The organism is Microbacterium sp. MPR-TSA4, from assembly GCF_058792815.1.
The window spans coordinates 1-21,576 of record NZ_JBXAFF010000045.1 but is presented as its reverse complement, the minus strand read 5'-3'; the positions used below and the strand labels follow the sequence as shown (position 1 = coordinate 21,576).

17 protein-coding genes are annotated in these 21,576 nt (G+C 72.7%); 10 read left to right on the top strand and 7 right to left on the bottom strand.

What is annotated here, in order from left to right; genetic code table 11:
- A partial coding sequence (locus AC1Q49_RS13845; protein WP_492492837.1) for a serine hydrolase domain-containing protein occupies positions 1-1,178 on the top strand: 1,178 nt, incomplete at its 5' end.
- A 30-nt stretch (positions 1,179-1,208) separates the two neighbouring features.
- Here AC1Q49_RS13845 and AC1Q49_RS13840 read toward each other — a convergent pair.
- Positions 1,209-3,773 (bottom strand): glycoside hydrolase family 2 protein, encoded by a 2,565-nt coding sequence (locus AC1Q49_RS13840; RefSeq protein ID WP_492492835.1) that lies wholly within the window; start codon positions 3,771-3,773, stop codon positions 1,209-1,211.
- Positions 3,774-3,935: 162 nt separating this feature from the next.
- On the opposite strand from AC1Q49_RS13840, the gene AC1Q49_RS13835 reads away from it, so the two are divergent.
- The 5 genes from AC1Q49_RS13835 to AC1Q49_RS13815 all read left to right on the top strand — a co-directional run bounded on the left by AC1Q49_RS13835 (position 3,936) and on the right by AC1Q49_RS13815 (position 11,682).
- On the top strand, positions 3,936-5,318 hold the full coding sequence (locus AC1Q49_RS13835; RefSeq protein WP_492492833.1) for an ABC transporter substrate-binding protein: 1,383 nt from the start codon (positions 3,936-3,938) through the stop codon (positions 5,316-5,318).
- Between the two features lie 108 nt (positions 5,319-5,426).
- On the top strand, positions 5,427-6,314 hold the full coding sequence (locus AC1Q49_RS13830) for a carbohydrate ABC transporter permease (protein WP_101305906.1): 888 nt from the start codon (positions 5,427-5,429) through the stop codon (positions 6,312-6,314).
- Entirely contained in the window at positions 6,311-7,186 is an 876-nt protein-coding gene (locus AC1Q49_RS13825) for a carbohydrate ABC transporter permease (RefSeq protein ID WP_492492831.1), read from the top strand. The genes AC1Q49_RS13830 and AC1Q49_RS13825 overlap by 4 nt, the downstream gene beginning before the upstream one ends.
- Positions 7,187-7,281: 95 nt before the next feature.
- Positions 7,282-9,354, top strand: a complete 2,073-nt coding sequence (locus AC1Q49_RS13820; protein WP_492492829.1) for a right-handed parallel beta-helix repeat-containing protein — start codon at positions 7,282-7,284, stop codon at positions 9,352-9,354.
- Between the two features lie 123 nt (positions 9,355-9,477).
- Complete coding sequence (locus AC1Q49_RS13815) at positions 9,478-11,682, top strand: family 78 glycoside hydrolase catalytic domain (RefSeq protein WP_492492827.1); 2,205 nt, start codon at positions 9,478-9,480, stop codon at positions 11,680-11,682.
- A gap of 233 nt (positions 11,683-11,915) precedes the next feature.
- Here the strand turns inward: AC1Q49_RS13815 and AC1Q49_RS13810 are convergent, their stop codons facing one another.
- Entirely contained in the window at positions 11,916-12,461 is a 546-nt protein-coding gene (locus tag AC1Q49_RS13810) for a GNAT family N-acetyltransferase (RefSeq protein WP_060960071.1), read from the bottom strand.
- 43 nt (positions 12,462-12,504) lie between these two features.
- Between AC1Q49_RS13810 and AC1Q49_RS13805 the strand changes: the two genes are divergently transcribed.
- Positions 12,505-13,149, top strand: coding sequence for a TetR family transcriptional regulator C-terminal domain-containing protein (locus AC1Q49_RS13805; protein ID WP_492492825.1), 645 nt, complete (start codon positions 12,505-12,507; stop codon positions 13,147-13,149).
- On the opposite strand, the gene AC1Q49_RS13800 is transcribed toward AC1Q49_RS13805, so the two are convergent.
- Positions 13,131-13,958 carry a MerR family transcriptional regulator gene (locus AC1Q49_RS13800; protein WP_492492823.1) on the bottom strand — a complete coding sequence of 276 codons (828 nt, stop codon included), beginning with the start codon at positions 13,956-13,958 and terminating at the stop codon, positions 13,131-13,133. The two genes, AC1Q49_RS13805 and AC1Q49_RS13800, sit on opposite strands and share 19 nt — an antisense overlap.
- A 105-nt stretch (positions 13,959-14,063) precedes the next feature.
- Positions 14,064-14,267, bottom strand: coding sequence for a cold-shock protein (locus AC1Q49_RS13795; protein WP_060960125.1), 204 nt, complete (start codon positions 14,265-14,267; stop codon positions 14,064-14,066).
- A 507-nt stretch (positions 14,268-14,774) separates the two neighbouring features.
- On the opposite strand from AC1Q49_RS13795, the gene AC1Q49_RS13790 reads away from it, so the two are divergent.
- The gene (locus AC1Q49_RS13790) at positions 14,775-15,575 is read left to right on the top strand and encodes a hypothetical protein (protein WP_492492821.1); all 801 of its coding nucleotides are present in this window, start codon (positions 14,775-14,777) and stop codon (positions 15,573-15,575) included.
- Positions 15,576-15,711: 136 nt separating this feature from the next.
- Here the strand turns inward: AC1Q49_RS13790 and AC1Q49_RS13785 are convergent, their stop codons facing one another.
- Complete coding sequence (locus AC1Q49_RS13785) at positions 15,712-16,977, bottom strand: APC family permease (protein ID WP_492492819.1); 1,266 nt, start codon at positions 16,975-16,977, stop codon at positions 15,712-15,714.
- 167 nt (positions 16,978-17,144) lie between these two features.
- On the opposite strand from AC1Q49_RS13785, the gene AC1Q49_RS13780 reads away from it, so the two are divergent.
- Both AC1Q49_RS13780 and AC1Q49_RS13775 read left to right on the top strand, forming a co-directional pair.
- Positions 17,145-17,432 (top strand): hypothetical protein, encoded by a 288-nt coding sequence (locus tag AC1Q49_RS13780; RefSeq protein WP_101305918.1) that lies wholly within the window; start codon positions 17,145-17,147, stop codon positions 17,430-17,432.
- A gap of 83 nt (positions 17,433-17,515) precedes the next feature.
- Entirely contained in the window at positions 17,516-18,259 is a 744-nt protein-coding gene (locus AC1Q49_RS13775; protein WP_492492817.1) for a YidC/Oxa1 family membrane protein insertase, read from the top strand.
- Here AC1Q49_RS13775 and AC1Q49_RS13770 read toward each other — a convergent pair.
- Both AC1Q49_RS13770 and AC1Q49_RS13765 read right to left on the bottom strand, forming a co-directional pair.
- Positions 18,243-19,766 (bottom strand): MFS transporter, encoded by a 1,524-nt coding sequence (locus tag AC1Q49_RS13770; RefSeq protein WP_492492815.1) that lies wholly within the window; start codon positions 19,764-19,766, stop codon positions 18,243-18,245. The genes AC1Q49_RS13775 and AC1Q49_RS13770 overlap by 17 nt on opposite strands.
- Before the next feature lie 69 nt (positions 19,767-19,835).
- Positions 19,836-21,524: an amidohydrolase gene (locus AC1Q49_RS13765; protein WP_492492839.1), complete on the bottom strand. Its 1,689-nt coding sequence runs from the start codon at positions 21,522-21,524 to the stop codon at positions 19,836-19,838.
- Between the last annotated feature and the right edge of the window lie 52 nt (positions 21,525-21,576).

Below are 21,576 nucleotides of genomic sequence, written 5' to 3'. Positions count from 1 at the left end.
CGACCGCCCCGGCCCACGGCCACGTCCATCCCGCCTATGCCGGGGTGGCCGAGGCGTTCGCGCGCGTGCTCAAGAGCGACGCCGCCGGTGCGGCGCTCTCGATCGTCGTCGACGGGGAGACGGTGGTCGACCTGTGGGGCGGCGCCGACCCCCTCTCGGGGCGGGCGTGGGAGCGTGAGAGCGCCACGCTGGCGTTCTCCGCGGCGAAAGGCATGGTGGCCCTGCTCGTGGCACAGCAGGTGCAGGCCGGTGCGCTCGATCCCGCGCTCCCCGTCGCGCACTACTGGCCGGAGTTCGCCGCAGCCGGCAAGGAGCGCATCACCGTCGCCGACGTCCTGACGCACGTCGCGGGCATGCCCACCCTGCCGATCCGCGAGCCCGAGGACCTCCTCGATCCGCTCGCCCTCGCCGCCCGGGTCGCGGCGGCGCCGCCCGACTACGCCCCCCGCAGCGCTCGTGTCTACCACGTGCTCAGCTACGGCGTCATCGCTGCCGAGCTGCTCCGCCGCGTCACCGGGGACGACGCGGCGACCCTGCTGCGCGAACGGGTCGCCGATCCGCTGGGTGCGGCGCTCTGGCTCGGGCTGCCGGCAGACGAGGACCGTCGCTACCTCCCCGCCCTCATGGAGCCGATCGTGCCGCCGCCCGCGCCGGCCGGTACGCCGGAGTCGACCGCCGCGGCCTGCGCGGCCGCCTTCCGCAGCACGGTGCAGATCGTCCCGTTGTTCGAACGGGTCGACGGGATGCTGGGCACCGAGCGGGTCAACGGCCTCCCCTTCCGACGCGCGCTCGTTCCCGGGGGCGGTCTGGTCGCGGACGCACGCGCCCTCGCCCGGGTGTACGGGGCGTGCGTCGCGCCGGTCGACGGGGTGCGTCTGCTCGACGACGACACCGTCGGCCTGGTGTCACGCGACTGGCTCGGCGGCATCCGCGAGCCGCTGTGCCTTCCCGGCGCCGCCGCGACCGTGCGGTGGGGGTTGGGGTTCGAGATCTCGCACGCTCTGAACCGCATGCTCGGCGACGGCTCGTTCGGTCATTCCGGCATGGGCGGCCGGCTCGCCTTCGCCCACGCCCCCTCGCGCACCGGCTTCGCTTTCGTGGGACAGCGGATGACCTTTCCGGCGCCCGGCCAGGATCCGCGGTGGGCGCTTCTGCTCGACGCGCTCGCCGCGGTGTGACGGCCGGGGCGTGAGACGCCCCGGCCGCCGTCAGGACGCGTCCGCTCGCGCGAGCTTCTCCGCCTCCAGCTGCGCGAGACCGCGGTAGCCGGCGTCCGGGCTCGTCGCGGCGCGGGCGGTGCGCAGCGCGGCACGCACCGCCGCGGGCGTGAACGCGTCCGGCGCGGCGGTGCGGATCGTCCACGCCACCGTCTCGCCGGGCAGCAGCGTCTCGAGGGTGCGCTCGGCGTGCGCGTCGGGGTCGATCTGATCGACGAGCAGGGTGGCGTCGCGCAGCAGCGTGCGCGCGGTGAGGTGCACCGACACCCCCGCGGGCACCGCGTCCACCTCCACGTCGAACCGCGGCTCCGGGTCGGGGTGGACGCGATCCGTCTCGCCGAGCAGGACGCTCCGCGACGCGCGCGCCCCGGACGCGCCGGGTGCGCCGGACGCCCCGGGTGCGCCGGTGTCGGCATCCGTCGGGGTGAGCACCGTCGCGACGAGCAGCTCGTCGCCACCGAGGTCGGCGGCGAGGGCGTGCATCGGCACGGCGATCGCCGTGTGCGCCGGCACGTGCACGGTGGCCTCGGTCTGCCCCGAGGGCGCACCGCGCGTCCAACGCTGCACGTCGACGACCGCGTCCCACGGCTCGGGTGTGCTGTTGCACGCGAACAGGGTGGGTCCGTCGGCCTCGTGTCGCAGGACGACGATGCGCGGGCGGTAGGCCTCGCGCACGGCGTAGGCGACCGGCTTGTAGCGGTCGGCGACGTCGATCATCGACCACGAGAGCGCGGGCCAGCAGTCGTTCAGCTGCCACACGATCGTGCCGCGGCAGAAGGGCTCGAGAGTGCGGAACCGCTCGACGCCGTAGCGCACGGCGCGCGCCTGATCGAGCTGGGCGAGCCAGTACCACTCGTCGAAGTCGGTCGGCACGCCGAAATGGGCGTCGAGCACGTCGTTGATGCGCTCCGTGCCGCCGGCCGCCTTCTGGCGCTGGATGGTCCCCGCCGAGAAGGGTGCCGGCCGCTCGTCGTGGACGACCGCGTCGAAGGTCGCGCGGGCCGGGGGTCCCTGGAACCCGAACTCCGAGACGAACCGCGGGCGTACGTCGTCGTAGGCGCGATAGTCGTCGGGGATCCACCAGTGCACCACGCCGCGGGAGGGATCGTTGGGATCGTCCCACCGTCCGCCCGACGACGGGCTGCCCACGAGATAGGCCCGCGAGGGGTCGAGCTCGGCGACGAGTCGGGGGAGGAGGTCGACGTAGAACGTCTCGCCCCAGCTCGCGCCGTCCAGCACGTGCTCCCAGTCGTGCAGGAACCAGAACCACAGGTTCTCGTTGTTGCCGTTCCAGAGCGCGAGGCTGGGGTGCGGCATCAGCCGGGTGATGTTCTCGCGCGCCTCCGCCTCGACCTCGCCGGCGAAGGGCTCCTCCTCGGGATACGCCGCGCAGGCGAAGAGGAAGTCCTGCCACACGAGGATGCCGGCCTCGTCGCACGCGGTGTAGAACTCGTCCGACTCGAACACGCCGCCGCCCCACACGCGCAGCAGGTTCGCGCCGAGGTCGAGCGTCTCGGCGATCCGACGGCGGATGTCCCGGCTCGTGACGCGGGCGGGCGAGGTGTCGTCGGGGATCCAGTTGAAGCCCCGGACGAACATCGGCACCCCGTTGACCGTCAGGCCGAAGCTGCGACCCTCTGCATCCTCGGTCTGATCGACCACGAGATCGCGGAACCCGATCCGTCGCGTCCAGACGTCCAGTGCGGTGCCGTGCGCGTCGACGAGCGTCACGGTGAGCTCGTGCAGCGCGGGTGCCCCCATGCCGGTCGGCCACCAGCGGGCGGGGTGCGGCACGACGAGCTCGCCCCGGAGGCGGTCGGAGTGCGCGGGCGCGGCGATCCAGGTGCGGGCGCCCCCGACCTCGACGAGTACGCCGAGGTCGCTCTGCCGCCCGGACTCGGCGGTGCGCTCCAGCTCGATGTCGAGCGAGATCACGCCGTCGTCGCCCGCGAGACGCGACGTGGGCCGCACGGCGCTGAGCCGGGCGGTCGACCACGCCTCGACCTCGACGGTGCGCCAGATGCCCGACCCGGGCAGGGCCGGGCCCCAGTCCCAGCCGAACGCGCACGCGTTCTTGCGGATGAAGGGCGACAGCGTGCTGAAGACGGTCCAGCGCGCTCCGAGCCGGTCGCGTTCCGCCTCCGCGGCGGCGACCGGCGAGCGCAGGGCGACGCGCAGCTCGGCGGGGCCCTCGGCGAGCTCGGGAGCGGCGACGCGCCAGGTGCGGTGCATGTTCGACAGGCGCGCGCGCGGGTCGCCGTCGATGAGGATGTCCGCGTGGGTGTCGACGCCGTGGAACACGACCTCGATCCGCTCGGGGGTGCCCGTCACGGCGGGGAGCCGGGTGCGGTACTCCCAGTCCGCTTCGCCGATCCACGTGAGCCGGTGCTCGTTGTCGTCGTCGAACGGGTCGGCGATGGCCCGCGCGTCGCGCAGCGCCATGTGCACGTCGCCCGGCACCGGGGCGTCGAAGGTACGGCCGACGACGTGGTCGGGGAGGGGGCCCGACGCTCCGCGGAGCTGCCAGACGGCGTCGGTGGGGATACGGGTGAGCACGGCGTCGTCCTCGTCTCTCAGCGGGTGTCACGGATTTCGGATTGCGGTCTTGCGTCCGCCGCCACCCTCGGGCTAATGTGCAAAAGCGCTTTGGCATCTGGCCCGACCAAAGTACATCACGCACCGAGTCGCCTGCAATCCGACTCAGAAAGAGAAGTTTCGATGAAGAGACCACTCCGCTCCCGCCCGTGGGCGAAAGCCGCCGCTCTCGCGGCGATGACGGCCCTGACCGTCGGCGGGCTCACCGCCTGCGGCGCCGGCTCCACCCCGGCCGAGTCCGCCGGACCCGTCGAGATCGTCATCGGCAATCAGCCCGCCGCGACCGAGACCGCCCGCCTCGCCCTGTTCAACTCCCTCGTGGAGACGTTCAAGTCGCAGCATCCGAACTACGTCGTCACGACCACCGAGGACGGCTGGGACGCGCAGACCTTCTCCGCACGGCTGGCCGCCGGAGACCTGCCGACGGTGATGGGCGTGCCCTTCACCGAGATCCGCGGACTGATCGAGCGCAAGCAGGTCGCCGACCTGACCGACGCCGTCGACCAGCTCGGGGTCACCGACCTGCTGAACCCCCAGCTGGTCGACCTCGTCTCCGCCGACGGCAAGAAGTACGGCGTGCCGACCATGGCCTACGCGATGGGACTCGTTTACAACCGTGCCCTCTTCCAGAAGGCGGGCCTCGACCCCGCCGCCCCGCCCACCACGTGGGACGAGGTGCGCGCCGCCGCGAAGCAGATCACGGACAAGACGGGCGTGCCCGGCTTCGCCCAGGTGACCACCGACAACCAGGGCGGCTGGGTGCTCGGCGCCCAGGTCGCGTCGCGCGGCGGGTCGCTCGTGAACGAGGCTGGAGACGAGATCACCTTCGACGATGCGGCCACCACCGACGCGCTGACGCTCCTGCACGAGATGCGCTGGACCGATGGCAGCATGTCTCCCAACGGGCTGATGGCGGCGCTCGATCTCGCGCAGGCGTTCGCGGGGCAGCAGGTCGGCATGTTCATCCTGCAGTCCGACGCCTACCGGCCGCTCACTGAACAGCTCTCCTTCCCCAGCGCCGACTTCGGCTTCGGGGCCATGCCGACCGTCTCGGCGGGCGACGCGCCCACGACCCTGTCGGGCGGCACCATCGACATCGTGCGCCCCGACGCGTCGCCGGCGCAGGCGAAGGCCGCCGTCGAGTGGATCCAGCTCGCCGAGCTCGGCAAGTACACCGACAAGGATGCCGCGCGCGCCGACGCGCAGGCACTCGCGTCACAGGGCTCCGCCGTCGCGATCCCCGGCCTGCCCGTCGTGACCGCCGCGGCCTACGAGCAGTACCTGTCGTGGATCTCCGATCTGAACAACGTCCCGATCGAGAACTTCCGCCCCTACCTCGACGAGGTCGCCGAGCAGAAGGTGCAGTCGGAGCCGCCGGTGAAGGGGCAGGACATCTACGCGACGCTCGACCCGGTCGTGCAGGCGGTCATCACCGACCAGGGCGCGGACATCCCCACGCTCGTGTCCGGCGCCGCCTCCACGGCTCAGGCGCTGTTGTCCCGCTGATCCGTGCGGGGCGGCGGTGAGCCCGCCCGTCGCCCCGCACCCCCACGACTCCTCGCCGCGCCGCGGCGGGGGAGCCCACCACCCGTCCCCGTCGCACCGAGGAGTCCGATGTCCGTCCGTTCCCGACGTCGCCGCACGTCCCTGGCGGCGCTCGCCGTCGCCGCGCCGACGATCGTCGTGTTCGCCGTGTTCTCGTGGTGGCCGATCGTGCGCGGCGCGCTCATGAGCGTGCAACATCCCACGTTCGTGGGCGCCGTCGAGTGGGTCGGCTGGAGCAACTTCGCCTACGTCCTCGCCGACCCGCAGCTCGGGCAGGCGGTGGGCAACACCCTGTGGTTCACGGTGCTCGCGATCGTCTTCGGATTCCCCCTGCCGCTCGCCCTCGCCGTCATGATCTCCACGGTCCGCGCCCGCCGCCGCGGCCTGTTCGCGGCGCTGGCGTACTTCCCGGTGATCGTGCCGCCGGTGGTGGCGATCCTGCTGTGGCGGTTCGCGTACGACCCCGCGCCGACCGGGCTGTTCAACAGCATCCTGGCGACGGTCGGGGCCGGACCGTTCGCCTGGCTCAACGACGCCGCGCTGGCCATGCCGTCGATCGTGCTGCAGGCCACGTGGGCGGCGGCCGGGACGAGCGTGCTCATCTACCTGGCCGCGCTCACCGCCGTCCGCCCCGACCTTTACGAGGCCGCGGCGCTCGACGGCGCGTCGGTGTGGCAACGCGTCTGGCACGTCACGCTTCCCCAGATGCGCACGATGATCCTCATCATGCTGCTGCTGCAGCTCATCGGTGCGGCCCAGGTGTTCACCGAGCCCTTCCTCATGACCTCGGGCGGACCGCAGAACGCCACGCTCACGATCCTGCTGCTGATGTACCGGTACGCGTTCGGCGGCTCCGCCGACTACGGTGCGGCCACGGCTCTCGGGCTCCTCCTGGCCGCGGCGCTCACCGTGCTGTCGGTGCTCTACCTGCGTCTCACGCGGAGGTGGCAGGCATGAGCGGTGGCCTGCTGACCCCGGCGGAGCTGCGGCGCCCGCGCACGCGGTGGGTGCTGCGCGGCGTGCACGCGGCCGTGCTGGCCGGACTGGTCGTGGCCGGGTTGGGGCCGCTGTTGTGGCTCGTCGCGGCATCCCTCGGCGAGACCACCGACGTGCTGCGCGACCCGCTCGGGGTCTTCGGGCGGATGACCGAGTGGCACCACTACGCCGACGCTTTCCGCGGCGTCGACACCGCGCGCCTGCTGGGCAACACGCTGGCGATGGCGGCGGGGTCGGCGGTCACGACCGTCGTGGTGGCCCTGAGCGCGGGATACGTCATCGCGATCATGCGGCCGCGCTGGGCGCCGCTGCTGTCGGGCGGCATCCTGGCGACGGTCTTCCTGCCGGCGATCGTGTCGTTCGTGCCGCTCTACCTCACGGTGGTCGACCTGTTCGGCACCGGCATCTCGCTGCAGAACACCTTCTGGGCGGTGTGGCTGCCCGCGGGCGCCAACGCGTTCGCGGTGCTGCTGGTCACCGGCTACCTCCGCGGCATCCCGCGCGAGCTCATCGAGGCGGCCGAGATCGACGGCGCCGGGCCGCTGCGCATCCTGTGGAGCGTCGTGCTGCCGGCGGCGCGGCCCATCCTCGGTGTGGTCGCCCTGCTGGCCGCGATCGGGGCCTGGAAGGACTACCTGTGGCCCTCGCTGGTGCTCACCGACCCGAAAGTGCGGCCCATCTCGGTCGCATTGCCGATGCTGGAGCGCACGAACGACCTGACGACCTTCTTCGCGATCCTCGTCGTCTCGGCGCTGATCCCCATCGGGCTGTTCCTGGTCTTCCAGCGTCCCCTCCTGGCCAGCGCCGGGCTCTCCGCGGGGATGAAGGACTGAGACCCGCCGCCGTCGACCCCCGCCACCGATGCGGCCCCGCCGCCACGAAGCTCCCGCGCGCAACGGTGCGTGCGGACGAGAGAGGAGATTGGTCCATGACCGAACAGCCCATGTCGCGACCGGAGGGCCGCCGCCCCAGGTCGCGCCGCCGCGCGCTGGCCACTGCGCTCGCCGTCGTGCTCGCGACCGCAGGGGGCGTGCTGGCGGCCGAGCCCGCCCAGGCCGCCCCCACCGCGTACTACGTCGACAGTGTGAACGGCAGCGACGCCGCCGCCGGCACCAGCCCGGCCAGCGCGTGGAAGTCGCTCGCTCCGGTGAACGCGCACACCTTCGCCGCCGGCGACAGCATCCTGCTCGCGCGCGGCGGCACCTGGACGGGACAGCTCGCTCCGCAGGGGTCGGGCACGGCGTCCGCCCCCATCACGGTCTCCGCCTACGGCTCGGGCGCGCTGCCGCACCTCAGCGGCGCGTCGCTCGCGTCGGGCGGCACCGTCCAGCTGCAGAACCAGAGCTGGTGGACGATCCAGAACCTCGACGTGTCGAACGACTCCGGCACCGACAACTTCGGCGATCCCACGGGCGGCACGCCCCGCTCCGGCATCCTGGTGCGCAACACCGTCGCGAACACCCTGCAGCGCGGGATCGTGATCCGCAGCAACGTCGTCAGCGACGTGAACGGATGCTTCCACTGCGCCGACATCGACGCGCACGACAACGGCGGGATCGTCGTGGACACCACCCAGCTCGGCGCGAGCTTCGATGGGGTGCTCATCGAGAACAACACCGTGCACGACGTCGGCCGCACCGGCATCGTCGTGTGGGATGCCAGCTACTTCACCACCGACATGACGGTGATCGTGCAGTCCGCCCTCACCTCGAACGTCCGCATCCGCGGCAACACCGTGATCGACCCCGACAGCGACGGCATCCTCGCCTTCGGAACCGACGGTGCCGTGCTGGAGTACAACGTCGTCCGCGGGGCGGGCCAGCGCACCACCGATGCGGGCAACATGCCGGCGTCGGCGGGACTGTGGCCCACGCGCGGCATGAACACGCTCGTGCAGTTCAACGAGGTGTCGGGCACCCGCACCCACGGCACCGACGGTCAGGGCTTCGACGTCGACATGGGCAGCAAGAACACCCGCGTGCAGTACAACTACTCGCACGACAACGAGGGCGGCTTCCTGCTCCTGATGGGCGGCTACTCGAGCGACGTGGTGGTGCGTGACAACCTGTCGGTCAACGACGCCTGGGGAGGAGTGAAGGGCGTCTTCACCTTCTCGTGGGGCGTGCCGGGGCCGGTGAAGATCTACAACAACACCGTGTACATCCCCGCCGGATCGCCCGCGAACCCCATCTACTGCGACGGCGACGCCGGGGCCTGCGCCTCATCGACGCCGGGCCAGTGGTCGTTCGTGAACAACATCGTCGACAACCACGGCACCGGGTCGTACACGTACCCCGGCATGGGCACGAACGCGACGTTCGCCTCGAACGTGTTCTCGGGCAACCACCCCGCCAGCGAGCCGGCGGATGCCACGAAGATCACCGCCGACCCGCGGTTCGTCGCGGCGGGCACCACCGGCAACGGGTTCGCCGTCGCCGACGCCTACAAGCTCCTGTCGACCTCGCCGGCGATCTCCACCGGGCAGGTCGTGAGCCCCAACGGGTTGCGCGACTTCTTCGGCAACGCACTGTCGACGACCGCGGCGCCCTCCCGCGGGTTCCACGAGGCCGCGCCGCCCGCCGTCGCCCCGGCGCTCTTCGACCCGGTCAACGACTGGAGCATCAGCACGGCGCGCTCGGCGAACATCATGCTGGACACGACCGCTCCGGCATCCAACATGGCCGGCGACACCTCGCGCATCAAGCGCAGCGACGACCAGCCCGGCTGGGTGCGCTGGGATGCGGCGCCCGGCAAGACCGTGACCCTCTCGACCTTCTACTTCAACCAGGGGCCGAGCGCGTTCACGATCGTCGCCCTCGACGGCTCGGGCACCGCCACGACGGTGGCCTTCACCGCGACGGCGGCCACGGCCACGACCAACGGGTGGACCAAACGCACGATCACCAGTGCGGCGCTGCCGGCCGGCACGCGCGCCGTCGAGGTCCGGTTCGGTCTCGTGTCATCGTGGGGCGTGCAGATCGGCGACATCACGATCGGCTGAGTCCCCGCATCCCGAGAGCGGGCTCCGCGTCGTTCGCCGTCCTGGCCGACGCGGGGTCCGTTCTCGCGGGCGGTGCCCGTCGAGGAAAGGCAGGAGTGAAGAGGGATGCTGGAGGGTGCGAGCGTGCTCCGCGCGCCGGAGGGATGGCGCGGCGCGCCGGGGTTCGTGCGCGCGTTCTCGGTGCCGGGCGGCGCCGCGCTGACCGCGGCGGTGCTGGAGGTGACGGCCGAGGGTCTGGTCGAGCCGCTGCTGGACGGACGGCCCGTGACCGCCGACGTGCTCCTGCCGGGGTGGACGGCGTACCGCCACCGGCTGCGCGTGGCGACCTACGACGTCACCGCGCAGCTGGGCCCCGGGCGCTCCCACGAGATCGAGCTGCGTGCCGGCAACGGCTGGTACTGCGGTCGCCTCGGATGGAGGGGAGCCCGCGCGCTCTACGGCGATCGGCCGGGTGTCGCCGCCGCGCTGACCCTGCGTTTCGACGACGGCTCGTCGCACCGTCTCGTCACCGACGACACCTGGCGGACGGTCCGCACGGTGACGCTCTCCGACGACCTCTACGACGGTGAGCACCTCGATCTGCGCACGCGCCGCGGCGCTGCGCATCCGGTCGTCGTGGACCACCTCGACCGCTCCCGGCTCGTGCCGTTCGCGGGGCCCCCGATCGTGCGGACCGCGCGCGTCGCCCCCATCTCGGCGTGGAGCGACGGCCGCGGCGGCACGATCTTCGACTTCGGACAGAACCTGGTGGGCCGGCTGCGGACGAGGGCCCGGGGGCCGCGCGGCCATCGGCTCACCGTGCAGCACGCCGAAGTGCTCGAACGCGGAGAGCTCGCCCGCCGCCCGCTGCGCAGCGCCCGCGCCGAGGACGTCGTCGTGCTGTCCGGCGGCGACGACGATGTCGAGCCCGCCTTCACGTTCCACGGGTTCCGGTACGCGCGCATCCAGGGATGGAGCGCGGTCGAGGGCGACGTGGAGGCCGTCGTCATCGGCAGCGACCTGCGCCGCACCGGACGCTTCGCCTGCTCCGATCCGGTGCTCGACCGCTTCCACCGCAACGTGGTGTGGAGTCTGCGCGGCAACACCGTCGGCATCCCCACCGATTGCCCCCAGCGGGACGAGCGCCTGGGATGGACGGGCGACATCGCCGTGTTCGCCCCCACCGCCTGCTTCCTCTTCGACATGGACGGGTTCCTCCGGGAATGGCTCACCGACCTTCGGTGCGAGCAGGACGATGCCGACGGGCGGGTGCCCTATGTCGTGCCCGATGCGCTACCGGGGTGGAGCGTGCGCCCGGGGGAGCCGCCGGAGGCGGTGGGCGTCTGGAGCGACGCGGCGGTGTGGGTGCCGTGGGCGCTGTGGGAGTCGTCGGGCGAGCCCGCCGTGCTCGCGGAGAGCTGGGCGAGCATGACCGCGCACGTCGAACGGGTGCTCGGCCGGCTCTCCGCCGACGGGGTCTGGCGCGACGACTTCCAGTTCGGGGACTGGCTCGATCCCACGGCTCCGCCCGACGACCCGTTCGCGGCGATCGCCGACCCGGGCGCGGTCGCGACGGCCGCGCTGCACCGCAGCATCCTGATGCTGTCCCGCGCCGCGAGCGTGCTCGGCCGTCCCGGCGACGAGAGGCGGTGGGCGGCCCGCGCCCGGCGGCTGCGCGACGACTTCCGGCGGGCGTACGCCGAGCCCGGCGGGCGGCTGCGCTCGGATGCGCCCGCCGTGTATGCGCTCGCGATCGTCTGCGAGGTGCTCGACGGGGCGGATGCCGCGAAGGCCGGGCAGCGGCTGGCCGAGCTCGTCCGCGCGTCGGGACACCGTGTCATCGCCGGTTTCGCCGGTGCCCCCTACCTGTGCGACGCCCTCACGGCGACCGGCCATCTCGACGACGCGCTGGCGCTGCTCGTCAACCGCGAGACGCCGGGGTGGCTCGCCCCGGTCGACCTCGGAGCCACCACCGTGTGGGAGCGGTGGGACGCGCTCCTTCCCGACGGGACGGTCAATCCGGGGGAGATGACGAGCTTCAACCACTACGCGTTCGGCGCCGTCGCCGACTGGATGCACCGCGTCGTCGGCGGACTCGCCTCCCTCGCTCCGGGGTGGGCGCGGGTGCGGGTCGACCCGCGTCCGCCCGCTGGCCTCGCCTGGGCGCGCACCTCGATCGACACGCCGCGGGGCACCATCGGCGTGCACTGGGAACGGGATGCCGAGGGCGCGCTCCACGTGGACTACGCCGCGCCCGAGGGTGTCGAGGTCGAGCTGGCCGAGGACATCGCCGAGCGCGCGCGCCGCGTCCCGTCTGCGGCGCTCGCTCCGGCGACGGCGGCAGAGTGAGACCGTGCCGGGCTTTCATCACGTCGAACTGTGGGTCGCAGACCTTCCGTGAGCGCGTCGCGAGGGGGGCTGGCTGCTGGGCGAACCGGATCACTACGCGGGCTGGCTGGAGGACTCCGCGGGAGCCAAAGCCGAGATCGTCGCCGACGAACGCTGACGACCCGCTCCTGCGCGGATCGAGCGCGGGCGAGCGCGGCGCTCCGGAGGTGGCCGCACATGCCCGGCGGGCGGGGTCACGCCGGGGCGAGGTCCTCGCGCACCAGTGCCCACACCTGCTTGTCGTGGAACACCCCGCCGTTGAGCCAGGCGCCGCGCAGGGTACCGTCCAGTGTCATCCCCAGCCGCCGCGCGACCGCGGCGCTGCGCTCGTTGTCGGCCCGGCAGCGCCACTCGACGCGGTTCAGGCCCCGCTCGCGCAGCGCATACTCGACGAGCACCCGGGATGCCGCGGTCACGAGTCCCCGTCCCTCGGCCGCGGGCTCGAGCCAGCATCCGATCTCGCAGTGGCCGGCGGCGGCGCTGAAGGCGACGAACATCACGCCGCCGACCAGGCGCCCGTCCGCCCAGATGCCGAACAGGCGCGCGCCGTCATCGGCCGCACTCGCTGCGTAGCGGTGCAGCGTGGCGCGGGCGCCCTCGACGGTGTCCGTGACGAACGAGGCGCCCACCCAGGGGCGGATGTGCTCGCGCGCCCGCTCCATGTGCGCGGCGAACTCGTCGGCGTGCCAGAGCTCCAGAGGTCGCAGCTCGGCGGAGGGGGAGAGGACTCGATGAAACATGGACGCCTTCCATAACGATCGTTATGTCGGGCAGTCTAGACCCATGCCTCCTGCCGAGCGGACCCGCCGCGACCGTCAAGCGGAGGTGGCCGAAGCCGTCTGGCGCGTGCTGGACCGCGACGGTTTCGTCGGGCTTTCCCTGCGTGTCGTCGCCGCCGAGATGGGCGCGACGACCGGAACCGTGACGCACTACTTCCGCTCGAAGAAGGAACTCACCGATTACGCGCTCGACCTGCTCGCCGCGCGCCGGGCCGCGGATGCGGGATCGCCGTCGGAGAGTGCTCGATCGGCGCTGCGGGCGGCGCTGCGCGGGATGCTGCCGCTCGATCGGCCGTCACGATCGGCGACGCGCATCTGGGTGAGTTCGTGGGATGCCGCGCTCGCCGAGCCCGACCGTGCGGCCGCGCACGCCCAGCGCTATCGCGACAGCCGCGCCAGACTCGCGCTCCTCGTGGCGGCGGTCCTCGACGAGACGTCGACCCACCCGGACGATGCGGCCGCGATCGCCGAGCAGCTGCACGCCACGATGCTGGGCATCGCCACTCAGGCGGTGCTCGACCCCGAGGCGTATCCGCCCGAGCGCGTGGCGCGGCTGGTCGAGGCGGCCATCGCCCGATGGGTCACCGATCCGACGGAGGCCGGTGGCCCCTCGGGCGACGGCGCGTCCGCTCAGGCGAGCGGTTCGTAGACCTCGGTGATCAGCTCGGCCGGGCCCACCTCGGCGGGCGTGTTCAGGTAGATGTTGAACGCGCGTGCAGCCAGCGCGTCGTCGCTGCGCGGACGCAGCCCGTCGGCGGCGATGCGTTGGTTGATCAGGTCGTGCGCGGCGGTGATCTGATCGTAGGGGCCGACCACGCGCGCGACGAGGCAGTCGCGCGCGGGAAGCTCGACGACCTCGAGCGGGGCCTCGACGCGCGTTCCGGGGGCGACGGGCACGAAGATCGAGAGGTCGACGTCGCGCTCGGTGTACTGATCGTCGTGCTCGATCACGCCGCACGGACCGAGCGGCGCGATCGACTGCGCGCCGAGAGCGGGCATCATCCGCTCCCAGAGCTGGCCCTCGTCGGAGTAGGTGGGCACGGTTCCGCGCAGGCACGCGAGCGTCATCGCGGGAACGGTGGTGCGACTGACAGTGATGGACATGGGTGTTCCTCCGTGGTCGAGCAATCTGTTGATGAGAGAGACACGTCCCTGGGCCGCGCGCTGTTCCTCGAGCAGGGACTCGCGCTGCAGGCGCAGCGCCGTCGTCCATTCCGGGGTGTCGCGGGCGGCGAGGAGGATGCCGATGGCGGAGACGCCGAACCCGACGTCGCGCAGATTGCGGATGTCAGCGGCATCCTGGAGCTGCCGTGCCGCATAACGTCGGTACCCGCTCACGCGGTCGACGTCGGCGGGCACGAGGACTCCGTGGAGGTCGTAGTGACGCAGCATGCGCACGGACAGTCTGCTCAGCGAGCTGAACTGTCCGATCGTCATGAGATCCGTGGTCTCGGCCATGAGGTCATGCTCCCGCGTCACACGGTGTGAGAGTCAAGTCCGTCGCGTGAACGGGAAGAGCCCGCCCCGACGATCGTCGGGACGGGCTCTCTCACGCGGTCTGGGTCAGAGCGCGCGGATGTTCGCGGCCTGCATGCCCTTGGGGCCACGCTCGGCGTCGAATTCCACCTTCTGGTCTTCGCGCAGCTCCTTGAAGCCGTCGGTGACGATTGCGGAGAAGTGCGCGAACAGGTCGGCGGAGCCGTCGTCCGGCGCGATGAAGCCGTAGCCCTTCTCGGAGTTGAACCATTTCACGGTGCCAGTGGCCATCGTGTCTTTCCTTCTGTTTTTCGGGCCGCCGGGGCGGCCGGGTGTGCCGAGTCGACGAATGCGACGCGGACGTGTGGGGGTCTTGTGAGCGGTCGAGAGCGCCGCGGTCACGGCGGCTCGAGCCAGCAGCGGGCTGGTGTGGATGCCGAGGTCTTCGCCGCGCGCGCCGTGCGCGTGGGCTCCGGCGAGCGTGTCGGCGACGAAGCCGGCGTACTCACCGGCGATCGTGGCGACGTGGACGTCGGCGTCGGCCTGGCGCCAGAGGACCTCTGGCGAGGTGGGAGGGAAGGTCATGAATCGTTTCTGTAGCGCGCGATCACAGTGGTGCGCGGGCGGCGAAGGATGCCGCTGGTCGTAGATGGCGGTCCGAGGAGATGGCTCTCGGCATCGAGAGGGACGGAACGGACGCGTGCCCGAGATACGGGACGGTCAACTGTAGCACCCGACGCCTGTGAAATGGCCGGGCCGGCTTGCAGCGGTGGGCGGGTGCTGACATACAGTCGAGGGATGCGACGTTCCCTCCCCGCCGTGTTGATCCTCGCCGCCGCCACCGGAGCCCTCGCGTTCACGTCGTGCGCCGCGGGGGTCACGACACCCGCCGCCTCGCCCACGACGACCGCCGGCGCGGCCACGTCCTCGCCGGGGCCGTCCGCATCCGTGTCCGGCGCCGTCGGTGCTCCGGCGGTGTGTGACGCCGTCGAGCTGAAGCCCGGGGCGTCGGTCGCGGGCTCGGATCTGGCCGCCTGCGTCGTGGGCTTCTCGCGTGCCGCGGGAAGCGGCCGCGAGACGTTCACGGCCTCCGACGGCAGCTCGGGGCAGGCGGATTTCGTCTTCGGCGACGCGCCCGCGATGTCGGGAACCGTGACGGGGGCGGACGGCTCGACCTCGTTCGTGCTCACGCCCGACGCGGCGTGGATCACGATCGACGGCGTGTGGGTCGAGGGCGACGCGAGCAGCACCGACCCGAAGCGGATGCTGGCGGGCACCGTGGGGCAGGCCTATCGGGCCTTCGCCGATCCGTCGGCCACCACCGCCGTCATCTCGGCATCTGCGTCGTGGACGGTGCAGACCGATCAGGACGTCATCACGCTTCCCGACGACACCGAGGTCCCCGCGTGGCGGCTCCAGTCCGACGCCGCCTTCACCGCCGTGGGGGCCGACGTCCAGGAGATGGTCGTGTGGCTGACGTCGGCGCACGTGCCGGTCGGCGTCCAGGCGACCGCGAGCGTCGGCGGCATCCAGACCACCACCGTGCAGCACTACTACGGGTGGGGGACGCCGGTCGCGATCACGACGCCGCAGCCGTGAACGCCGGATCTGGCGCCCAGGTCGCGCGCGTCGCGGCGGTCGCGCTCTCCGCGGGTGCACAACGTCGGAACAATGCCCGCGCCGCCGCCCCGCTTCGCGGGATCTCGAGCGCCCGCCCGCGGTTCTCCGACGTTGGTCACGCGCGCGGCGTGACGCCCTCCGCGCGGCGGCGCAGCGCCCGGTAGGCGACGCCGACCGCCACGACCGCCGCGCCGCCGACGATCGAGGGCCAGGGGAGCGTCGCCACGAGGACGGCGCAGCCCACCGCGCCGACGATCTGCAGCACGCGCGGGAAGCGCCGCGCCGCGGCACCCTGCCGATACGCCGCGACGTTCGCGATCAGGTAGTACAGCAGCACCCCGAACGAGGAGAACCCGATCGCCGCACGGAGGTCGGTCGTGAGGATCAGCACGCTCACGACCGCGGCGAGGGCGAGCTCGGCGCGGTGCGGCACGGCGTAACGCGGGTGGACCGCCGACAGCCACCGCGGCAGGTCGCCCGCGCGGGCCATCGCGAGGCTGGTGCGCCCGATGCCCGCCACGAGAGCCAGCAGCGCGCCCAGGGATGCCGCGGCGGCGCCGACCCGCACGACGGGCCCGGTCCAGGTCCAGCCGCCCGCGGCGGCCAGCTCGGCCAGCGGCGCCGGGGAGGCGGCCAGCCGCTCGGGCCCGAGCGTGGCGAGCGCCGCCACGGCGAGCGCGACGTAGACGATGAGGGCGAGGACCAGCGCGATGACGATCGCGCGCGGGATGGTCCGCTGCGGATCGCGCACCTCTTCGCCCATCGTCGCGATGCGCGCGTAGCCGGCGAAGGCGAAGAAGAGCAGCCCCGCCGACTGGAGGATCCCGTACCAGCCGTGCTCGCCGGGCCCGATGGTCAGGTTGGCCGTCGTCGCCGCGCCGGATGCCGCGGCGGCCACCACCACGAGGACGAGCACCGACAGCACAACGACGACGATCGCTCGGGTGAGACCGGCCGTCCGCGTCACCCCGAAGGTGTTGACGATCGCGAGCACGATGACGGCCGCGACCGCGACCGGCCGCTGCCACGCCTCCGGCACCGCGTACGACGCGAAGGTCAGCGCCATCGCGGCACAGCTGGCCGTCTTGCCGATGACGAACGACCAGCCGGCGAAGAAGCCCGACCAGGGGCCGATCATCTCCCGGCCGTACACGTAGGTGCCGCCGGATGTCGGGAACTGCGCGGCGAGCTGAGCGGACGACGTCGCGTTCGCGTACGCGACGACCGCCGCGATCGCGAGACCGATCAGGAGCCCGCCGCCGGCCGCCGCGGCCGCGGGTGCGAAGGCGGCGAAGACGCCCGCGCCGATCATCGATCCGAGACCGATGGCGATCGCATCGACCAGGCCCAGCCGTCGTGCGAGCGCCCCCGACGCGCTCATCGGGGAGTGCTCGTCGACGACGGCCGTCGGGGCGTGGAACGGGAGGTCACGCCGGGAGTGTACTCGGCGCCCGGCAACGCCTCGTGAACGGGTGCGCGCGACCCGCGCCGCGCGTGGACGGGGTGCTCTCCGCTACCCTGGGCAGCACCGACGGGAGGAGGCGGGCCATGATCGACACGCTCCGTTCCGTCGTGCGGGAGCTCATCTCCGGCATCGGCATGCTGGCGCCGGACGTCGCGCAGATCGGCGCGCTGAGCGCCGTGGCGGTCGCGGTCGCGACGCTCGCCGTCGTCGTGCTCGTTGCGACCGCCGCCTCCACCCTCGAGGGCGCATCGCCCACGCGCGTGCGGTCGGCGCGGTCGCGACTGCTCGCTGCGCCGCTGGCGCAGAGCGATCCGGACGCTCCGGGGCATGTCCTGCGGCGCGGTCCGAGTCGGGCGGCACCGGCCGCCTAGCCACGCCGCGCGCGCCATCGCGCCTCGGCATCCCTTCGCGGTCGACCAGCCCACTCTGATCGCCTCGTTGGAACGGATGCCCCGTGGACCTCTTCGCCCTGCCGCCGGTGGCGGCCCTGCTCGACCTCGTCTCGACCGGCCTCATGGCCGTGATCGCCTTTCTCACCCCTGTCGCCGGACCGCTCGCGGCCGGCTTCTCCGTCGTGCTCATCACTCTCGGCGTGCGCATGCTCCTCATCCCGGTCGGGATCGCCCAGGCCCGGGCGGAGCAGGCCCGCTCGCGGCTCGCGCCCCGTCTGCAGGTGCTGCGGCAGCGGCACCGGACGGACCCCGACCGTCTCCGGCGCGAGACGATGGCGCTCTACCGCGAGGAAGGGGTGTCGCCGTCCGCGGGATGCCTGCCGCTCGTGCTGCAGGCTCCCGTCGTCGGCCTGGTCTACGCCGCCTTCCTGCACGCCTCGATCGCGGGCCACGGCAACCCGCTTCTCGATCAGACGCTCCTGGGCGTCCCGCTCGGACGCAGCTTCGTGGGCGCGGTCCTCGCGCAGCAGCTGGATGCCGCGACGGCGATCGTGATCGGTGTGGTCGTCATCGTGATCGCCGTCGTGGGGGAGCTCACGCGGCGCCTGCTGCTGCCGTCGGCGGACGCGCGGTCGGGCGTCGCCGCGGCGCATCCGGTCGTCGGTGCGCTGCAGTTCGCGACCGCCGTGGTCGCGCTGTTCGTGCCGCTCGCCGCGGCGGTCTATCTGATGACCACCGCTGCCTGGACCCTGGGGCAGCGCCTGATCCTGCGGCGCCGGTACCCGCCGTTCAGCGCGCCGAGGTGAGGCCGCGGTGCGCGCGGGCGATCAGGGCGGCGCCGACGACGCTGACCACCAGGGCCACGACGGCCATGCCCAGCATGAGCGCGCCGAAGCCGTCGCGGTAGGCGCCGAGGGCGGCATCGAACACCGCGGCATCCGGACGGGTTCCGTCCTTCGCGTAGGCGCCGACGCTCGTCAGAGCGGTCTGGACGGCGGTATCCGACATGCCCGATGACGACAGCCGCGAGGTGATGCCGGCCACCGTGAGCTGCGTGACGACGACCGTCGACAGCGCCGTTCCCAGCGAGTAGAAGAGCTGACCGAAGGTGGTGCGCGAGCTCGTGACCGGGCCGTAGAACTCGGCGGGCGCCTCGCTGAGCACGAGGGTGCCGTAGGGGAGCGCGGCGGCCGTGATCCCGAGGGCGATGAGGATGCCGGCGGGGACGAACGCCAGCGGTGAAGCGGCATCGCGGGCGAGGAACGCCGCACCGAACCCGGCCGCGGACAGCACGCCGCCGACGAGCAGGGAGGTCTGCGGGCTCATCCCGCGGGTCATGAGCCGCCCGAGCACGATCGCGCCCAGGATCGAGGTGACCGACACCGGCAGCTGCCACACCGCCACCGTGCCGGGGGTGAGCCCCAGGACGTACTGCCACAGGTTCGAGAGCTGGAGGAAGGCGACCGCCCCGCCCGCGTTGAACACGAACCCGGCGCACAGCGCGGCGAGGAACAAGGGCCGGCGAAACAGTGCGACGGGGAAGAACGGATGCGCGACGCGCGTCTGCGACCACACGAACGCGCCGAGAAGCAGCGCACCCAGTGCGATCGCCGCCCAGGTGAGGGGGCTGCGCAGCGAGGACGCGAGCTGGGAGACGCCGAACAGCAGCACGACCATGCCGGTGATGAGGGCGATCTGTCCCCACACGTCGCGCTTCTCGGTGACGCTCGGAGCCACGGCCGGCAGCAGGGCGAGCACGGCGGGGATGCTGAGCGCGGACAGGAGCGGCACGAGCAGGAACGCCAGCCGCCAGTCGGCCCCGGCCAGCATCCCGCCCGAGAACGTGAAGACGACGCCCGCGGCACCCGAACACGCCGCGAACGTCGCGACCGCGGCGGGCAGGCGACCCGGCGCCGCGAGCACCTGGATGTAGGCGAAGGCGGCCGCGTAGACCGCTCCCAGACCGACGCCGGACACGGCCTGCCCGAGGATGTAGAGCGCCGGCATCGGGGCGGCGGCGACGATCAGCTGCCCCACGAGCCCCGTGACGAGGGCGGCGACGAGCATGCGCCGACGTCCGATGCGGTCGGCGAGCAGGCCCGTCGTGATGACGGATGCCGCGATCGCCAGAGTCTGCATCGAGGCGGCGAGCGCCTGGTCTCCGCCGACCATGTCGAGGCCGCGGCTGGCGCCGACGAGTGCGGTCGCGGCGATGTTCGGCGCCGAGCCCTGCACGGCGGCGAGGACGCCGAGCAGGGGGACGGCGAGGACGGAGGGGGAGCGCACGACGGACGTCGGCAGGGTGCTGGTCATGAGAGGCCTTCGGGAGAGGGGGGAGGCGAGGAAAGGGGACAGGCGGGAAGGGGGGTGGGCGGCGAGCGGTCAGGCGGAGAACGCCGGGACGCCGTCGATGTAGGTCGCGTGGACGGCGATGTCGTCCCAGCCGGCGGGATCGCTCGTCCACGGATCGGCGTCCACGACCGCGAAGTCCGCGCGCATGCCCGCGCGGAGGCTCCCGCGATCGTCGGCGTGGATCTGCCAGGCGGCATCCGCGGTGATCGCGGCGAGCGCCTGGGCGGGCGTGGCGCACTCCTCGGGCGCGAGCACCGATCCGTCGGCTTCGAGGCGGCGCAGGACGGCAGTCTGGGCGGCGTGCAGCGGGTGCACCTCGGTGACGTTGTAGTCCGAGTGCAGGCTCGGACGCAGCCCTGCACGCACGGCGGACGCGAGGCGGTCGAGCCGTGCCGCGCGGTCGGGTCCGAGGATCGTGTCGCGGAAGGCGGCACCCCAGTAGTAGACGTGGTCCATCAGGAAGCTCGGCGAGATGCCCGCGGCCGCCATGCGCACGAGCTGATCGTCGGTCGTCACGGACGCGTGCTCGAACCGGTGGCGCAGGTCGCCCCGACGCCCGGGGAGCAGCTCCTCGGCGGCGCGCAGCGCGAACTCCACCGCCGCATCGCCGTTCGTGTGGATCATCAGCTGCCAGCCGTCGTCGAGGCCGGCGCGCATCACCTCGCGCAGGCTCTCCGGCGTCCAGTTCGCGTGGCCGCCCGAGGTCTCGCCCAGGTACGGCTGCAGGAAGTAGCCCGACCGGCCCTGGTTGGAGCCGTCGGCGACGATCTTCCAGGCGTCGGCGCGCACCATCTCGTCTCCGCTGAAGGGGGTGACCCCCGCCTCCTTCCACGCGGCGGCGGCCTCGATCGGACCGGCGCAGCCGGCGAGTGCGGAGAACTGGGCCGTCGACACCCGCACGGGCAGGCGGGCGGCGCCGTTGAGCGCGTGCAGCATCGCGATCTCGCTCACCCCGGCGAGCGTGCCGGTCATCGCCTCGCGCATCGACGTGACGCCCCGGCTCGCGAAGGCGGTGAGCACCTGCCGGATGCCGCGGGCGATGTCCTCGCTCGTCGGCCGGGGCAGCCTCGCCAGCAGCATCGTGACCGCGGGGGACTCGCCGACCACACCGGTGAGGCGCCCATCGACCTTCTCGAGCGTGCCGCCGACGGGTTGCGGCGTGGCGTCGGTGATGCCGGCGGCATCCAGTGCCGCGCTGTTGGCGTAGGCGAAGTGCATCGACGCGTTCAGCACGATCACCGGGCGGTCCGTCGCGACCCGGTCGAGGATGTCGCGCGTCAGGACGGGCTCGCCGGGGTACAGGCTCGGGTCGAAGAGCTTCGCGAGGACATACTGCCCGGCGGGCGTCGCGGCGGCGGCCGCGGTGAGCGCGGCCACGACGTCGTCGAAGCGCGGGCAGGCGCTGTGCGACACGTCGGTCCAGTCGAGGGTGAGCAGCGACACCCAGATGTGCGCGTGGGGCTCGATCAGGCCCGGGATCACGACACCGTCCGGTGCGAGCGTCGTCGTGGCGGGGCCGGTGAGCGCGTCGAGGTCGGCGCGGGAGCCGATGCCGACGATGCGCCCGCCGGCGACCGCCATCGCCTCCGCCGTCGGCGCGGCCGGGTCGCCGGTGGCGATGCGGCCCACGACCAGCAGGTCGGCGGCCGCGGCGGCCGGGTGGGCGGAGGCGTGGCGCGCGGGCGTGATCGTCGCACCCGCAACGAGAAGGCCGAACAGCCCAAGGTGGCCGACGTCGACGACGCCCTCGTGCGGCTGCGCACCGTGCTGC